At 36.0% G+C, this 17714-nt stretch carries 10 protein-coding genes; all 10 read left to right on the top strand.

The features are described 5' to 3' along the window. Positions 1–19 precede the first annotated feature (19 nt). Positions 20–3178 carry a TonB-dependent receptor gene (locus JC605_RS23340; RefSeq protein WP_198858485.1) on the top strand — a complete coding sequence of 1053 codons (3159 nt, stop codon included), beginning with the start codon at positions 20–22 and terminating at the stop codon, positions 3176–3178. Positions 3179–3188: 10 nt separating this feature from the next. Next, on the top strand, positions 3189–4880 hold the full coding sequence (locus JC605_RS23335) for a RagB/SusD family nutrient uptake outer membrane protein (RefSeq protein WP_198858484.1): 1692 nt from the start codon (positions 3189–3191) through the stop codon (positions 4878–4880). 16 nt (positions 4881–4896) lie between these two features. After that, a complete protein-coding gene (locus JC605_RS23330; RefSeq protein ID WP_198858483.1) occupies positions 4897–6039 on the top strand; it encodes a glycan-binding surface protein in 1143 nt (380 codons plus the stop codon). 27 nt (positions 6040–6066) lie between these two features. Beyond that, on the top strand, positions 6067–7602 hold the full coding sequence (locus tag JC605_RS23325) for a hypothetical protein (RefSeq protein ID WP_198858482.1): 1536 nt from the start codon (positions 6067–6069) through the stop codon (positions 7600–7602). A gap of 81 nt (positions 7603–7683) precedes the next feature. Then, the gene (locus JC605_RS23320) at positions 7684–8793 is read left to right on the top strand and encodes a glycoside hydrolase family 26 protein (protein ID WP_198858481.1); all 1110 of its coding nucleotides are present in this window, start codon (positions 7684–7686) and stop codon (positions 8791–8793) included. A gap of 2 nt (positions 8794–8795) precedes the next feature. Then, positions 8796–10085 (top strand): family 43 glycosylhydrolase, encoded by a 1290-nt coding sequence (locus tag JC605_RS23315; protein WP_198858480.1) that lies wholly within the window; start codon positions 8796–8798, stop codon positions 10083–10085. 48 nt (positions 10086–10133) lie between these two features. Continuing rightward, on the top strand, positions 10134–12404 hold the full coding sequence (locus tag JC605_RS23310; RefSeq protein ID WP_198858479.1) for a GH92 family glycosyl hydrolase: 2271 nt from the start codon (positions 10134–10136) through the stop codon (positions 12402–12404). A 24-nt stretch (positions 12405–12428) separates the two neighbouring features. Next, entirely contained in the window at positions 12429–14393 is a 1965-nt protein-coding gene (locus tag JC605_RS23305; RefSeq protein ID WP_198858478.1) for a sialate O-acetylesterase, read from the top strand. Between the two features lie 2 nt (positions 14394–14395). Next, the gene (locus JC605_RS23300; RefSeq protein WP_198858477.1) at positions 14396–16318 is read left to right on the top strand and encodes a sialate O-acetylesterase; all 1923 of its coding nucleotides are present in this window, start codon (positions 14396–14398) and stop codon (positions 16316–16318) included. 1 nt (position 16319) lies between these two features. Further along, positions 16320–17711, top strand: a complete 1392-nt coding sequence (locus JC605_RS23295) for a family 43 glycosylhydrolase (protein WP_233074222.1) — start codon at positions 16320–16322, stop codon at positions 17709–17711. Positions 17712–17714 lie beyond the last annotated feature (3 nt).

Here is a 17714-nt window from a genome sequence, read left to right as displayed (position 1 = left end):
AATTAAATAACTAAACCTTATGAAAAACCTTTTAATTACCGGCCTTTTTTGGCTTTTTCTTATACCGGTTGCTTTTGCACAACAGCAAATTACCGGTAAAGTAACTGATGAGCATTCCGGAGACCCGCTTCCTGGGGTAAATATTCGATCGGAAGGCGGAGGACAAACTACAATGACAGATTTTAACGGAGCTTATACCATTTCGGTACCGAAATCAACAAATCTATTATTCTCTTTCATTGGATATAAAACAAAAAAGATAAACTCAGGAACTTTAGCAACATTAAATGTGGCATTATCTTCTGAATCAGAATCGCTTCAGGAAATTGTGGTAACAGGTTATACAAAAGTCAAGAAGACAGATTTAACCAGCGCGCAAGCAACTATTGATGCAAAAGCTATAAAAGAGACTGTAAATACAACTGTAGAACAAGCCATTCAGGGAAGAGCTGCGGGTGTTTACGTAACTCAGAATTCGGGTGAACCAGGAGGAGGTTTGTCTGTTAATATTCGTGGGGTTAACTCTCTAAATGGAACAAATCAGCCTTTGTATGTTATTGATGGAGTGCAGATTACTGTTCAAGAAATTGGAAGTGGATTATTAAGTTCTTCAAGCCCATTAGCGGGTCTTAACCCGGCTGACATTGAAACTATGAATATTCTTCAGGGGCCATCTGCAACTTCATTGTACGGTTCAAGAGGTACAAACGGTGTAATTGTAATTACCACCAAAAGAGGTAAAGCAGGAAAAGTAAGAATTGATTATGATTATACCTATTCACTTCAAACACCACCTCAGAAAATTGATGTCATGAATTTAAGACAATATGCGCAGCTGAGAGGAGAATACCAAAAATTGACAGGCGGGGTAATTCCTCCAGAATTTATGGATCCTTCTATTTTGGGAGAGGGAACAGATTGGCAAAAAGAATTATATCGTTTAGCTCCAATGACTAAACATCAATTACGTTTAAGCGGAGGAAGTGAAAATACAACGTATTATTTATCAGGAGAATACTTTAATCAGCAGGGTATTTCTCAAGGGTCTAATTTTGATCGTTATTCTGTTCGTATGAACTTAGATAACAAAGCAAACGACTGGCTGACAATTGGAGCAAATTTCAATATCAACCAGACAGAAAATGTCGCTGCAGCAACTTCTGAATCGGTTATTTTAAATGCAACAAAATTGAGCCCGAATATTCCAGTAAAAAACTTTGACGGAACTTATGGTGGAGGAAGCACAGATCCGGATTCTCCAGAAAGATATAGTGTTCCGAATCCGATAGCGATGGCTAATTTAAATAAAAATGAAGTTTTAACCAGACAGTTTTTAGGAGGATTAAATTTGAAAATTGACATTATAGACGGATTAGTTTTCAAAACATCCTTTAATACAAATATTGAATACGGAAGCGGAATGTACTTTCTGCCAAAATATAAATTTGGAGTTAACGAAAGAATCAATACACAGCTTACAAATGTTGAAAATAGAAACACATACTGGAAATTTGATCAATTCCTTAATTATGATAAAAAATTTGGAGATCATACTGTAACAGCAATTTTAGGACACGAAGCGCAAAGTGGAGCTTGGAAACAGTTAACAGGTTATAGAGAAAACTTTCCAGTTGATATTCCTGATTTAAATGTTGGAGATCAGTCTACTTCTATTGCATCAGGGGGTAAAAATGATTGGGCTTTAGAATCTTTCCTTGCAAGTGCAGGTTACAATTATAAAAACAGGTATTTTATTAATGCTACGCTAAGAGCCGATGGATCTTCAAACTTTGGTCCAGATAATAAATGGGGATACTTCCCATCTGCTTCTGCAGCGTGGAGAATTTCAGAAGAACCTTTTTTTAATGTAAAACCAATCAGTGATTTAAAGTTAAGATTTGAATCTGGAGTTACAGGAAGTAACGGTCCTGGAGGTGTAATCTACGGAAGATTAGACGGTAGCCCAACACAATGGGGAACAGGTTTCTTGCCAAGTAAATATGCAAACTCTGATTTGAAATGGGAGGAAACTACAACGAATAACATTGGTTTTAATCTTGGATTATTCAACAACAGAATTACAGTTGAAGGAGATTTTTATGTAAAAGAAACAGATAACTTGATTATGGATCTTCCTTTACCGCTTTACTATGGTGTTGACGGAGAAGGAGGAATGGCGCCGCCTACAGTAAACGTAGGAGCTTTACAAAACAAAGGATGGAGTATTGCGGTTAATACAGTAAATATTAAAACAGCAGATTTCTCTTGGACAACTAATGTAAACGTTTCGCACTTTAATACAAAAATTAAAAAATTCTACACTCAGTCGGCTATTTTAGATCGTTACTCCCGTTATTTCCAAGAATGGACTCAGCGCTCTGTTGTCGGACAAACGCCTTGGCAGTTTTACGGTTATGTTGAAGAAGGATTATTTCAATCACTTGATGAAATCAATAACAGTGCTTTGCCGGTTGATAATCAAGGAAACAAACTTCCTGTAAATAAAGATCAGGGAGGTGTTTGGGTTGGAGATGTTAAATACAAAGACATCAGCGGGCCAAACGGTGTTCCAGACGGAATTATCGACGAAAAGGATCAAACTTTTATAGGTAATCCATATCCGAAATTATTTGGAGGTATGACCAATACATTTACTTACAAAGGATTCACTTTAGGAATTTTATTAACGGGTTCTTACGGAAATGATATTTACAATTATACAAAACGTGTCAACTCAAATCCTGTAAACGTAAGTGTGGGAAGTAATTTATTAGTTCACGCCTTAGATTATGCAAGAGTTGCAGAAGATGCAAATGGAAATCCTTATCTAGAAAATCCTAATACGGATGTTGCAAGAGTTTCGAATTCAAGAAACGGAAACTATGACAGACACACTAGTAAATGGGTAGAAGACGGTTCTTATTTAAGAATAAAAAATATCTCATTGAACTATGAATTTGATAAAGAAATCTTAAAAGGCATACCAGGTGTAAGCGGTTTCAGACTTGGTTTAGGGGTTCAAAACATTGCAACTTTTACCAAATATACCGGATATGATCCTGAGGTAGGTTCTTATGTAGGAAGTGGTTCAAATGCTGGTTCTCAGCCTATCGGATTTGATTATGGACGTTATCCATTAACACCAATGTACACATTTAATTTAGGAATTAACTTTTAAAAATAGCGTGATGAAAAATATAACATTCAAAATTTTTACAGTATCCAGTCTGTTTTTATTGCTTTTCACAAGCTGTTCTGAAGAATTTTTAGAAAGACCGCCTCAGGACGTTCCTGTAGATGCGGAGTTTTATAAAACAGACGAACAAGTTTTAGCAGGTTCTGCATTATTATACAATAAAGTATGGTTTTTATATAATGATAAAGCTTCATTTAGTGTTGGAGATTTTAGAGGAGGAACAATGATGTCGGTTTACAATTATCCAGACATGGTGCAGTTCAATACAACTCCGAACTCACAGATGAACTATGATGTTTGGAAATCTTTATTCAATACAATCGGACAGTGTAATACTTATATTATAAACGTAAATAAATATGCTGGGCCTAATGTTAATCCAGAAGTTAAAAAACAAACTATTGCAGAAGCCAGATTTATGAGAGCAACAGCATACAGTTTATTAACAATGAATTATGGTGCGGTGCCAATTATTACAAACAATTTTACATTGGTTGGAGATACGACAACAGTACGCAATACGCCAGAAAGTGTTTGGAAATTTATTACCAAAGATTACCGTGCAGCCGCTCAAGATCTTAAAGAAACTCCTTTACAAACAGGCAGAATTACAAAATGGGCCGCTGAAGGAATGTTGGCAAGAACTTACTTGACAAGAGCTGGTGTTGGAAGAACTGAGGGAAATAGAAATCAGGTTTATCTAGATTCTACAAAATATTATGCAGAACGAGTTATAACTAGCAGTGGTGCTAAATTACAGCCAAACTATGCTGATTTATTCTTGACCAAAAATGAAAACAATGCAGAATCGTTATTTTCACTTCAATGGCTTTATACAGGAACTTACAGCTCAACAACAAATACTGCACCTTCTTCTTTAGCGTTTAGCCCATCAATAGCTAATGGTGACGGATGGGGAGGAGATTTTAGCGCAACTTGGTGGATTTTAAGTAAATATGAAGGAATTAATCCTGTTGCAGGAAGTCCCAATATGATGGAAGGTAAAACACTCGATCAGCGATTGAAAGCAACCTTTATGCTTCCTGGTGCACATTACCCTGAAATCACACAGACATTAGAAAATGGAACAGATCAAGAACTTCGCTTTCCTTATAGTCAAGGTGCAGAGATTAGTTATGCTTCAACAAAAAAATATGTCGTTGGTAAAGCTAAAGATAACGGAGGTTTAGCAGGATTCCATACTTATGAAATCAATACGTATATGCTGCGTTTGGCAGAAATTTATTTGGCTTACGCCGAAGCTGCAGTTGGAAATAATAGTTCGACCACAGATACAAAAGCAATACAATACTTCAATGCAGTACATACAAGAGCTGGTTTAAATGCAATTCAGGGACCATTGACTTTTGATAGAATTTTTGACGAAAGAATGATTGAGTTTTCTGTAGAAGCTATGGCATGGTACGATTTAGTTCGTCTGCATTACTATAATCCTCAAAAAGCATATGATATTATCAGTAATCAGGATAGAGCTGCTTTTGCAATTGTTCCAGATAGAATTCCAAATCCTACATCTTGGACTTTTACCAAAACATCTTGGGTAACGGTTAGAAGTTATGCAGCAAATGACGGAAACTTTTTAATCCCGATTCCCGCTACAGAGATGAGTCAGGCTCCTAATTTGGGTAAAACGCCTGTAGATTATTATGCAGGTAAACAGTAATCTTAAAAAAGACATTATGAAAACTTTATATAAAATAACAACAGCCTTATTAGTTGTTCTGGGAATAACTGTGGTTTCTTGCTCATCTGAAGAAGCTGTCAGCAGAAGTCCTTACATTAGTTATGTGAGAGTCACAGATCCTGCTTCTTCAGATTCATTATTGGTCGAAGCAGGTCAGGGACAGCTTTTAGCGCTTATTGGAGATAATCTTCAAAACACAAAAGAAGTTTGGTTTAATAATCTTAAAGCATTTATATCGCCAGTATATGTAACCAAAACTTCAATACTTACCAATGTTCCGGGAAAAATTCCGACAGAGATAAACAATCAAATTCGATTAGTTGACGGTTCAGGAGGCGTTTACACTTATGATTTTAAAGTAAAAATCGGAAAGCCTTTCATGAAAGCAATGAAAAGTGAATATGTGGCTACTGGTAAAATAGCAACAATTCAGGGAGATTTCTTTTACGAACCAATGACAGTAACTTTTACAGGAGGTGCACAAGCGACAATTTCCAGCATTGAAAATGATCAGATTTTGAATATTGTTGTTCCAGAAGGTGCTCAGCCGGGACCTATTACAATCAAAACAAATTTTGGAGAAACTAAATCTGATTTCTGGTTTAGGGATAACCGAAATATTTTTGTGAGTGGTGAAGCAGGATCTGATTTTATAGTGACATCTCCTGGAGCTGGAGATCCTGAAGCAATCAATGGAAACTATATCAGAGTGAAGAAAAATATTGGAAGCTGGGATTATACCGCATTTTTCAGCGGTGGCCCAGATGTCTTTGGTGCAGAAAGCAGAAATGTACCGGATGACGCCTTAACACATCCTGAAAAATACAATTTCAAATTTGAAATAAATACATTAAAACCATATAACGCAAACGCGCTGAAATTTCAGGTTTTATTAGACAAAGCGTCAGATTTTGATGATTACTATTGGAGTGGTGGCGTTTATTTATGGAGTCCTCCATATGATACAGAAGGAGAATGGGAAACAATTGTTGTGCCTTTAGAAAAAGTACTATTAGGACCTGGTCACGAGCCAAGTGCAGCTGGATATTTTTCTCGTTTAATCGTTCATGGTGACGGAGCGCTTGATGCAGATATTTCTGTAGATAACTTTAGAGTTGTACCAAAAACTTTAAAATAATTCATTTTATATAAAACCTAAACCAAAATGAAAAAAAATATAAATAATAACCCGTTTTACTTCCTGATTATGTTTTTCATAATCATTGGAGTAACTGTTTCGTGTAGCAATGACGATGCAGACAGCAGCAATGATGTTGTTGAGCTTTTAAGTTTTGGTCCTTCGGGACAAAAACATGGCGAGAAAATATCTTTTATAGGTCATAATCTTGATCGTGTTACCTCTATAATGCTTCCAGGTGTTGAGGTTTCTAGCGATGATTTTGTGTCGCAAACTTCAGAAAAAATTGAATTGATTATACCTGAAGAAGCTACTGAAGGAAAAGTAACTTTAGTTTATGATGGAGGAGAAATAACCTCAAAAACAGTTTTAAGTTTTGATGTTCCTTTTATGATCGCGAGCATTACACCTGAAGCAAAACCGGGAGAGAATATTACCATTACGGGAGATTATCTAAATTGGGTAACTTCTGTAGTATTTGCTGACGGAATTGAAGTAAAAGAATTTGTAAGCGCTTCATTAAAACAATTAGTTGTTAAAGTTCCTTTAGATGCTAAAACTGGACAGCTTTTAATTATTGGAGGCGGAACAGAACCTTACACTTTTCAATCTGAAAGTGATATCATCATCGATTTGCCAAAAGTATCTTCTCTTGAACCTGCAAGCGTAAAACATAGTGATTTGTTGACTATTAATGGAGAAGATTTGGATTTAGTAAAAACAATTAAATTTCCAAATAGTACAGAAAGTGCGGCTTTTGAAAGCCAGACAGCAACAAAAATTGTGGTAAAAGTGCCAAATACGGCAACTGACGGAAAAATAGCTTTAACAGCTTATTCGGGAGTTGTGGTAGAAACTCCAATGCCTGTAAAAATTATTCTGCCGATTATTACAAATGCAGCTCCTAAACCAGTAGCTATTGATGCTGACTGGACGCTTACAGGAACCGATTTGGATTTGGTAAAAGAAGTAATTATTCCGGGTGCAGCAAATCCAATAACGGCTTTTTCAACCCATACAGCAACAAAAATTGTTTTGAAAGTGCCTCAAGGTTCATTTAACGGAACAATCAAATTAAAAACAATCAATGATTTCTTAATTGAAACCAATACTGAAATTCAAATTGAAGGTTTAACCGATATTCCATTAACTAGAGTAATTTTTGATGATGATTACAGAAATGGATTCGGAAACTGGAGCTGGGGAGGAAATGTAAATCCGGCTTATACAGCAGAAGTTAGAGAAGGTACAAAAGCGATGAAAAAAGACTGGCAGGATTGGGATGGGCTTCGTTTTGGAGGAGGAAGTATTTCTACAGCTGGAATGACAGAATTTGTATTCTCTGTTTATGGAGGTGAGGGCTTGGAAAACAATCAGCAATTAGGAATTATGATTAATGGTAATTGGGGAATCACAACAGTTCAGGTGAAAATTGGTGCCTGGACAGATGTTGCAATTCCGTTATCAAGTTTGCCAGCATTGAGTTCAGCAACCGAAATTAATGATTTTGCAATCCAAGGAAAATTTGGTTATGTGATTGTTGACAAAGTTGGATTAAGATAATAGTTAAGTAGTAATTTTTACCCGACAAAGAAGAAACTTTCCTGAGCTTTCTTCTTTGTCATTTTTCAATTTTTAAAATAAATGAGAAATTTAAATACTTTATTGAGTGTTGTTTTTTTGATACTGACAGTTTCCTGCAGCACAAATAAAGTAAACAAAACACAACATGAAAAACCATCAAAAGAAGTGGTTTTACAAAATTTAAAAACCTTAACCAAAAAAGGAATTTTGTTCGGGCATCAAGATGATTTGGCTTACGGAATCGGCTGGTCGTATGAACCGGGCAATTCAGATGTAAAAAGAGTTACAGGCGATTATCCGGCAGTTTATGGTTGGGAATTAGGACACTTAGAATTAGGCGATTCTGTGAATATTGACGGAGTTCCTTTTGAAAAAATGAAAGAATATGTGAAAGAAGTTTATAAAAAAGGAGGTTTAAATACTTTTAGCTGGCACGAAGTAAATCCGTACAACGGAAAATCAGCTTGGGATACAACATCTACTATAAAACATCTTTTAAAAGAACCAAAATTGATGTCGGCTTATCATAAAGATTTAGATAAAGTGGCTACTTTCTTTAATAGTTTGAAAGACGAGAACGGAAATGCAATTCCGGTAATTTTTAGACCATTACATGAACAAACCGGAAATTGGTTTTGGTGGGGAAGTCCGCAGACTTCAGCTCAGGATTATATAAAATTCTGGCAATTAACAGTTGATTATTTAAAAAGCAAAGGAGTAGAAAATGTTTTATATGCTTATTCTACAACAGAATTTCCAAACAAAGAATATTATCTGGAAAGATATCCGGGCGATCAATATGTTGACATTTTAGGATTTGACGCTTATCAGACAGATGCTCCAAAAACGGATGAAGATTTTAGAAACAGAATAAAAAAAATGGTTTTGACCTTAAAAGAAATAGGTGCAGAGCATGACAAATTAATAGCCTTTACAGAAGTTGGTTTAGAGCAAATTCCAAACCCAAATTGGTGGACAGAAGTGCTACAACCAATTCTTGAAAATGCTGATATGTCTTATGTTATGCTTTGGAGAAACGGCCGTCCAGATCATTATTTTGTTCCATATCCGGGTCAGGTGAGCGAGAATAATTTTAAAACATTTTATAAAAGTCAAAAAGTGCTTTTTCAGGAAGATTTGACAAAAGAAAAAGTATATCAAAAGAAGTAAATATGAATAAGTTAATAGTCCTTTTTAGTTTTTTCTCCATTTCGATGTTGGCTCAAAATCCTGTAGTTCCAGGGTATTTTGCAGATCCAAGTATTAAAAAATTCGGAGACACTTATTATATGTATTCCACGACTGATGGATATTACAGCGGCAATGACGGGGAACAATTAGTCTGGACAACAAAAAATTTTGCAGATTGGGATGTGCAAACCATTGCAGGAATGCCACACGAAACCGTTTGGGCTCCGGCTGTAATTCAGGGAGATAACGGAAAATATTATTTGTATTGCCAATCTTCTGTAGATTATTCAGGATATGTGTATTCTGGAGATTCTCCAACAGGACCTTTCAAAAAAGAAGCACATTTAGGAGGTTTTGATATCGAACCTTTTCGTGATCCGGTTTCCGGAAAAATCTATGTGATTTCTGCAGGACGCGAATTGTTTTTAATGGATAATGATGTAAAATCGCCAACCTATTTAACCAAAATAGAAAAGAAAATTTATATAAAAGGAAATCTTTTTGATTATACAGAAGGACCTTATTTAGTCTATAAAGATGGATTTTACTATTGCATGTGGGCTGGCGGGCGCTGTTGGGAAACCAGTTATAAAGTGCGTTATGCGGTATCAAAAAATATCGATGGTCCTTATGAAGAAGCTTCAAATAGCCCGATTTTAAAAACAGATTTAAATGCCGGTATTTCTGGTCCGGGCCATCATTCAATTACTGAAATTGATGGACGTTCTTTTATGTTTTACCATAGGCAAGATTTGGTAAAAGGACCAACTTGTGATTACCGTTTTCCAGCGGTTTCTGAAGTTGAGTTTAAAAACGGAAAAATCAACTTGATTTCTTATGTTGATGATTTAGCTCAAGCCTTAAATAAAAAAGGAAAATACACCAATCTGGCTTTAAATAAAAATGCTTTTTCAAGCAGTCAAAACGCAGGTTTCGAAGCAAGTAAAGCGGTTGATGGTAAAAATGATACACGCTGGACAACAGGTGGCGCACCAAGTGATATTACTATAGATTTAGGTAAAGAATTTTCTTTTGACGCTGTTCGTGTCTGTTTCGAATATCCTGATAAATATGTCACTTTCAAAATCGAAACTTCGACAGATTATCAAAATTGGCAACCTTATGCAGATAAAAGTCAAGAAGCTGTTCAGGGATTTAAAGAAATGTTACAGCAAAAACAAGCTAAAGCAAGATATGTAAAAGTTACCGTAAACAATTCGGAAGACAGAAATGCTTCTCTTTGGGAAGTTCAAGTTTTAAAGAACAACTAAATTTTAGAAAATACAGCTTTAGAATAGTATAATTTTTTAAGGGATAAAATGAAAATAATAAAACAAAAAACCTTCATATTAACCGCATTGTTTTTGGCTGGAAGTTTGGCTTTCGCCCAAAAAAAAGCGCCTGTAGATTATGTGAATAATTTTATAGGAACTGGCGAATGGGGAAATCTTTATCCGGGAGCCCAGGCGCCTTTTGGAATGATTTCGATTAGTCCGAATAATGTATTTGAAAACTACGAAACTTCGCGTTCAGGATATCGCTATACGCAAGATGAAATTTACGGTTTTGGAATGACGCATTTCTCTGGAGTAGGCTGTCATGCTATGCAGGATTTGCCTTTTTTACCTGTTGTTGGCGACTTGAATGTTTCGCCAGTTTATAATAAAGGAGCTTATAAAAGTAAATTTTCGCATCAAAATGAAGTAGCAAAACCGGGTTTTTATTCAGTGAAACTGGATACTTATCAAACTGATGTAAAATTTACAACAACACAAAGAGCCTCAATTGGAGAAATAGATTTTCCTGAAAATAAAGAAGCATCCATCGTTTTTGCCCCAACAAATAACGCAAACGGAATTTCTGCCGGTGAACTGAAAATAGATTCTAAAAAAAGTAGAATAAGCGGTTTTATGTCAACTGGAGGTTTCTGCTGGCGCGATCCAAACGACCGACCTTATCGAGTTTATTTTGTAGCCGAATTTGATACTCCTTTTAAAGAAGTTGGAAATTGGAGAGCCGAAAATAAAACAAAAGGAAGCGAGAATATTTCAGGAAGTGCTATTGCATCTTATGTAACTTTTAATCTTCAAGGAAAAACGAAAGTTAAAATAAGAACTGCTATTTCTTTCGTTAGCGTAGAAAATGCCATTCAGAATCTAAATGCAGAAATTCCGAATTGGAGTTTTGAAAATACTTACCAAAAAGTTCGTGGCGACTGGGAAAAGTACTTGAATAAAATTCAGGTAGAAGGAAAAAACGAAGATGAAAAAATAGTTTTTTATACTTCAGTTTCACGCAATTTATTACAGCCAAATGTTTTCGAAGACGTCAACGGAGAATATATTGGTTTTGATGATAAAATTCATACCATCGAAAAAGGCCGTAACAAATATGTAAACTTTTCACTTTGGGATACTTACAGGACGACAGCGCATTTGCAGGCGATGATTGCTCAAAAAGAATCTTCCGACATGATTCAGTCTTTATTATTAGACGCACAGCAAGGAGGTTCTTTTCCAAACTGGAGCATGAACAATCAGGAATATGGTGTTATGAATGGTTATTCGCCTTTCCCGTTTATTGCCAATATGTATGCAATGGGCGCCAAAGATTTTGATTTGATCGCAGTTAAAGATATGATGAAAAAAGTTTCAACCGAATTTCATTCAAGCAGAAAATCACATGGTTGGTATGCGGTCGAAGAATATAAAAAGTTAGGTTATGTTCCGGTAGATCTTCACGGTTATGGCGCTTCAATGACATTAGAATATGGCGTTGACGATTATTCGATTGCTAAAATTTGTAAAGCATCAAATGATCTGGAAGCTGAGAAATATTACCTGAATCGTTCTCAAAATGTTTTCACTTTATTAAATCCCGAAAACAAATTTATTCAGGGAAGAAATTCTGATGGAAAATTCATTACGCCGTTTGGAGAATCGAGCGAGAATGGTTACAACGAAGGAAATGCCATGCAGTATTTCTGGAGCGTTCCGCAAAGCATGAAAAAACTAATCGATAAAGCAGGCGGAAATGCTTTTGTAGAAAATCGTCTGGACAAGTTTGTATCGAAAATCGAAGTAGGCTGGGCACCAGAAAAACCTTTTTACTGGGTTGGAAATGAACCTTGTTTTGGAGCAATGTATGTTTACAATTATCTTCAAAAACCTTGGAAAGCCCAATATAATGTTCGTAGAGTAACCGATGTTTTCAAAAATTCACCTAACGGAATGCCTGGTGATGACGATGTTGGAGCGATGTCGGCATTGTATGTCTTCTCTGCATTGGGTTTTTATCCGTATTTGCCGGGAGAAGCTGGATTTACCGTTACAGGTCCTCTTTTTGAAAAAACTACCATCAGTTTAGATAACGGAAAGAAAATCATCATAGACGGAAAAAATGCAGAATTCGACACTCCTTACATTCAGGAAATGAAAATAAACGGCAAAAATGTTTCGAGTTTATGGTTGGATTGGAATGCATTAAATGAAGGCGGATCAATAGAATTTAAAATGGGTAAAAATCCAAATAAAAAATGGGGAAGTGCTGTAAACGATATGCCTCCAACATTTTATCCGGAAAAGAAATAAAACTTAGAATAATACAAATAGAATATGAAACGTATTTTAATCTTCCTGACACTGTTTATAACAGCATTTTCAAGCGGAGTTTTTGCCAATGTAAAACTTCCAAAATTGGTTGGCGACAATATGGTTTTGCAAAGAGATGTCAAAATTCCGATTTGGGGTTGGGCTGAAAGCGGAGAAAAAGTCATGGTAACTTTTTTAGGCTTAAAATATCAGACAAAAACCGGAAAAGACGGAAAATGGAAATTAGAGCTTAAAGCTGTTTCTTCTGGAGGCCCTTATGAAATGACTATTGAAGGAAAAAATAAAATTAGCTTAAAAAATATTTTAATTGGAGATGTCTGGATTGCTTCGGGACAATCAAATATGGAATGGCCATTAAGTGCAACCGTAAACAATTTCAAAAAAGAAATCGCCGATGCCAATTTTCCAAACATCAGATTATTTATGGTGGAAAAAGCAGTTGCAAGTCATCCAAAAGAAGATGTTGTAAGCAACGGCTGGATGGAATGCAGTCCGGAAACGGTTCCGAATTTTTCTGCGGTGGCGTATTTCTTTGGGAGAGATCTTCAAAAAGAAATTCAGGTTCCGATTGGATTAATCAGTTCGAATTGGGGCGGAACTCCGGCAGAATCCTGGACGGATTTAGAATCGGTTAAAAAGTTTCCAAGATATGCATCTGAAGCAGAAAACCTTTCAAAAAGCAAAGATGATGTTGGCGAATTGCTTTCGAAATACAAACAAGATTTAGCGATTTGGACAAAAACTTCAGGGCAAGACAGAGGTTATCAGGAAAACGGAAAAACTTGGGCAGATACTGATGTTGATGTTTCAACTTGGTCGACAATGAATTTACCCGGAAACTGGGAACAGCCAAATATTCTTCCTAATTATGACGGTGTGGTTTGGTTCCGAAAAGAAATCAATTTATCTGCGGAAGAAATTGCAAAAGGTTTGACACTTCATTTATCAAAAATTGATGACGAAGATATTACGTTTTTCAACGGAATTAAAATTGGAGAAACCAAAGGTCATGAAGCGTTACGAACGTATATCGTTCCGAAAAACCTTTTAAAAGAAGGGAGAAATGTATTGACAATTCGTGTAAACGATACCGGTGGCGGTGGCGGAATTTACGGTAACGCTGAAGATTTATTTATGGAAATTGGTTCTTCTTCAAAATCATTAGCCGGAAATTGGATTTACAAAACTGCTGTTGATACAGAAAATATGCCAAAATATCCATTAAATAGAGAACCGCAATATGTGCCGACAACGCTTTACAATGCCATGATTTTGCCATTAGTTCCTTATGCAATCAAAGGTGCAATTTGGTATCAGGGAGAATCTAATGCAGATCGTGCTTTTGAATACGGAACTTTATTTCCGGACATGATAAAAGGCTGGAGAAGAAAATGGGGATCTGATTTTCCGTTTCTGTTTGTTCAGTTAGCCAATTTCATGCACGACGAAGCACAGCCAGCAAATTACGATTGGGCAGAATTAAGAGAAGCACAAACCAAAGCGTTAGAGCTTCCAAATACAGGAATGGCTTTGGCAATTGATATTGGAAATCCGGACGATATTCACCCAAGAAATAAACAGGATGTTGGAAAAAGATTAGCGTTTTCTGCTTTAAAAGTGGCGTACAATAAAAACGTTGTTTTTAGCGGACCAAAATATCAATCAATGGAAATTAAAGGAAATAAAGTTGTAGTTACATTTTCAAATTTGGGTTCAGGTTTAGAAGTGAAAGACAGTTACGGTTATGTAAAAGGCTTTGCCATTGCAGGAAAAGATGAAAAGTTTGTTTGGGCAAAAGGGCATCAGGAAGGAAATACAATTGTTTTATATAGTGATGATGTAAAAGAACCAATTGCAATTCGTTACGACTGGAGCAATAATCCTGACGGAAATATTTATAACAAAGAAGGATTGCCTTTAGTGCCGTTTCGCACAGACAATTTTAAAGGAATTACAGAAAACCGATAATTATGTTTATCAGAGCAATAATAAGTTTAGTTTGTTTTACAATGTTCGTCAATAACGCTTGGTGTAAGGTTAGTGCACCAAGTTTTGTTGCGGACGACATGGTATTGCAACGCGACGTAAAATTACCAATCTGGGGCTGGGCAAGTCCGGGAGAAAAAGTGACGGTTCGTTTTCAGAAACAAGTAAAAATTGCGCAAACCAATAAAGACGGTTCGTGGCGTATTTATCTCGATCCAGTTTCTGCAGGTGGACCTTACACAATGACTTTGGAAGGAACAAATAAATTGGTTTTTAAAGATATTTTGGTAGGAGATGTTTTTCTGGCAAGCGGACAATCAAACATGGAGTTTACGACTTATTCTGTAAATAACAGTAAAGATGAAATGCTCAAGGCAGACTTTCCTGAAATTCATTATTTCAGGGCAGGATTAAATGTCGCCAATAAGCCAATCGATACACTTTCGGGACAATGGAAAGCCGTAACTCCTGAAACGGTTGGAAACTTATCTGGCGTGGCTTATTTTTTTGCTAAAGAATTGTATCAGAAAAAGAAAATCCCGATTGGGATAATTGTTTGCGCATGGGGCGGATCTGTGGCAGAATCCTGGACGAATGCCGAAGCTTTACAGTCTTTTCCTGAATTCAAAAAACCTTTAGAAGATTTAAAAACAGGTCAGGATTGGCATAAAACTTTTACGGAATATGAAAAGAATTTAAAGGCATTTAAAGAAAGTAAACAAGGTCTTGGAAAAGGTGCTCATCAAAATAATTATGCTGATGGAGATTGGAAAGAAACAGAATTTCCATTTGAATTGAAAACAATGGGATTGGCCGATAATTATGGAAATAATGTCTGGATTAGAAAGAAATTCACCATTGATTCAACTTTTAATGTAGAAAAAAAAGCGTCTTTATTTTTAGGTAAAACCAATGGAGAAATCACGCTTTATGTAAACGGAATCGAAATTCAGAATCGTGAAGAAATGCTAGATGGAAACTGGTTTATAATTCCTCAAAATGTTTTGCAAAAAGGAGAAAATCAGATAGCTATTAAATTTCTGGAAATCTGGAATGGAAACATTGGCGAATTAGGGCAGAATGTTACTTTGAAAAATGAAGATTCGTATTTAAAAATTGATGGAAAATGGAAATTTAATTCAAAAATCGAATATCCAATTCCGGCTTATGTTTCGTGCAATTATACACCAAGTACGATTTTTAATGCGATGATTGCACCTTTGGTTCCTTATGCATTAAAAGGTGTTATTTGGTATCAGGGCGAATCAAATGCAGATAGAGCAAAACAATATCAGACTTTATTTCCTGCATTGATTGAAGGTTGGAGAAAAAAATGGAATTCGGATTTTCCTTTTTTGTTTGTACAGCTTGCCAACTTTCAGCCAGATAAAAAGCAACCAGCAGATTATCAATGGTCAGCTTTGCGCGAAGCACAGCAGATGACTTTAAAAGTGCCTAAAACCGGAATGGCCGTTACAATTGACATTGGCGATGTAAACGATATTCATCCAAAAAACAAACAAGATGTAGGGAAACGATTAGCGTTAGTTGCCGAGAAAGTGATTTACGGAAATAACGAAATCGTGTATTCAGGACCAACTTTTAAAGAATTTAAAACCGTCAATGATTCCATTGTCGTTGAATTTACAAATGTTGGAACGGGCTTAAAAGTAAAAGATCAATACGGTTATGTAAAAGGTTTTGCAATTGCTGGCGAAGACAAAGTTTTTAAATGGGCAAAAGGATATCAGAACGGAAATACTTTGATTTTATACAATGAAACCATAAAAAATCCAACAGCAGTGAGATACAATTGGGGAAACAGCCCTGACGGAAATATTTATAATAAAGAAGAATTGCCTGCTGTGCCTTTTAGAACAGATAATTATCCATTGAATTTTGAATGATATGAAACAAATAAGTATGATTAAATTATTTTTTGAGAAGTCTAAATTTTTAATGCAGTTAAGTATTTTGATGTGCATTGGATTTTCCGCGAAAGCGCAAAATCCATTATTTCCGCATTTGTACACAGCAGATCCTTCTGCACATGTCTGGAAAAACGATCCAAATACGTTATGGATTTACGCCTCGCATGATGTACCGGGAACCAATCATCACGCCACCATGTTTGATTATCATGTTTTCTCGACAACCGATTTGAAAACATGGACAGATCATGGACGAGTACTGTCTGTAGATGATGTTTCATGGGCAATCAGCCACGCTTGGGCAATTGATGCAGTACTCTGGAAAGGAACATATTATTTGGTTTACGGTATGAAAGAAAGAGCTACGGGAATGTTTAGAACGGGTTTAGCAACCAGCGATCGTCCAGAAGGTCCTTTTACAGATATTGGTTTTATAAAAGGAGTTGAATGGGGGCAAGATCCGGCCTTATTTGTAGACGAAGACAATAAACCGTATTTGTTTTGGGGTTCTTCAAATTCTTGTTTTGGGGCGCAACTGACAGACGATTTAAAAGCAATTGTTCCTGAAACCAAAGTAGAATTAACATCACAATTAAATAATGTTTATGAAGGTCCGTGGGTTCATAAATACGAAGGGAAATACTATTTGTCTTATCCGGGACTACAAAAAAAGCAATGGCCTGAGATTATGTATTATGCTGTTGCAGATAAACCTTTAGGGCCATATTCTTATAAAGGAGTTTATATTCCGCAGTTTGAGCAACAATCAGGAACCAATCATGGTTCAATCGTTAAATATAAAGATAAATGGCTTTCATTTTATCACAGTGCATGGCTTTCAGGCGGATTGAGTGAATCGAGATGTACAATGGCCGATTATTTACATTATGAGAAAAATGGCGACATCAAATTGAGTGAACCAACTCGTACAGGTTTGGGCGAATCTGTTTGCAACATTCACATAGAAGCTGAAAATGGAAAAGCATCAGGTGGAAAATTTGACGGAACTGAAGTAGCTTCAAAAGAAAAAGGATTTTCTGGTAGAGGTTATGTTACCGGTTTTGATTTGGAAGAAGATTATGTAAAAGTTTTAGTGCAGGTAGCAAAAGACCAGAAATTCAAACTGAAAATTAGATATTCCTCTACACACGATACCAAAATTACGTTGACTGTAAACGAATTTATGTCCAACGGTTCAACTTCTACATGGCAGGATATTGTGATGCCAAAAACAACTGGTTTTGAATATTTTGATGCTGGAACATTGAGCTTAAGAACGGGCGATAATTTCCTAAAACTAACCAGTCAAAACGGAGATATGAATGTGGATTATTTTCTTTTGGAACCGATAAAAGGTTCTAAGAAATAGAAA

Source organism: Flavobacterium sp. IB48 (assembly GCF_016405855.1).
Classification (GTDB): domain Bacteria; phylum Bacteroidota; class Bacteroidia; order Flavobacteriales; family Flavobacteriaceae; genus Flavobacterium; species Flavobacterium ginsengisoli.
The sequence above is the reverse complement of the archived record's forward strand: the minus strand, read 5'-3'. Positions and strand labels throughout refer to the sequence as shown.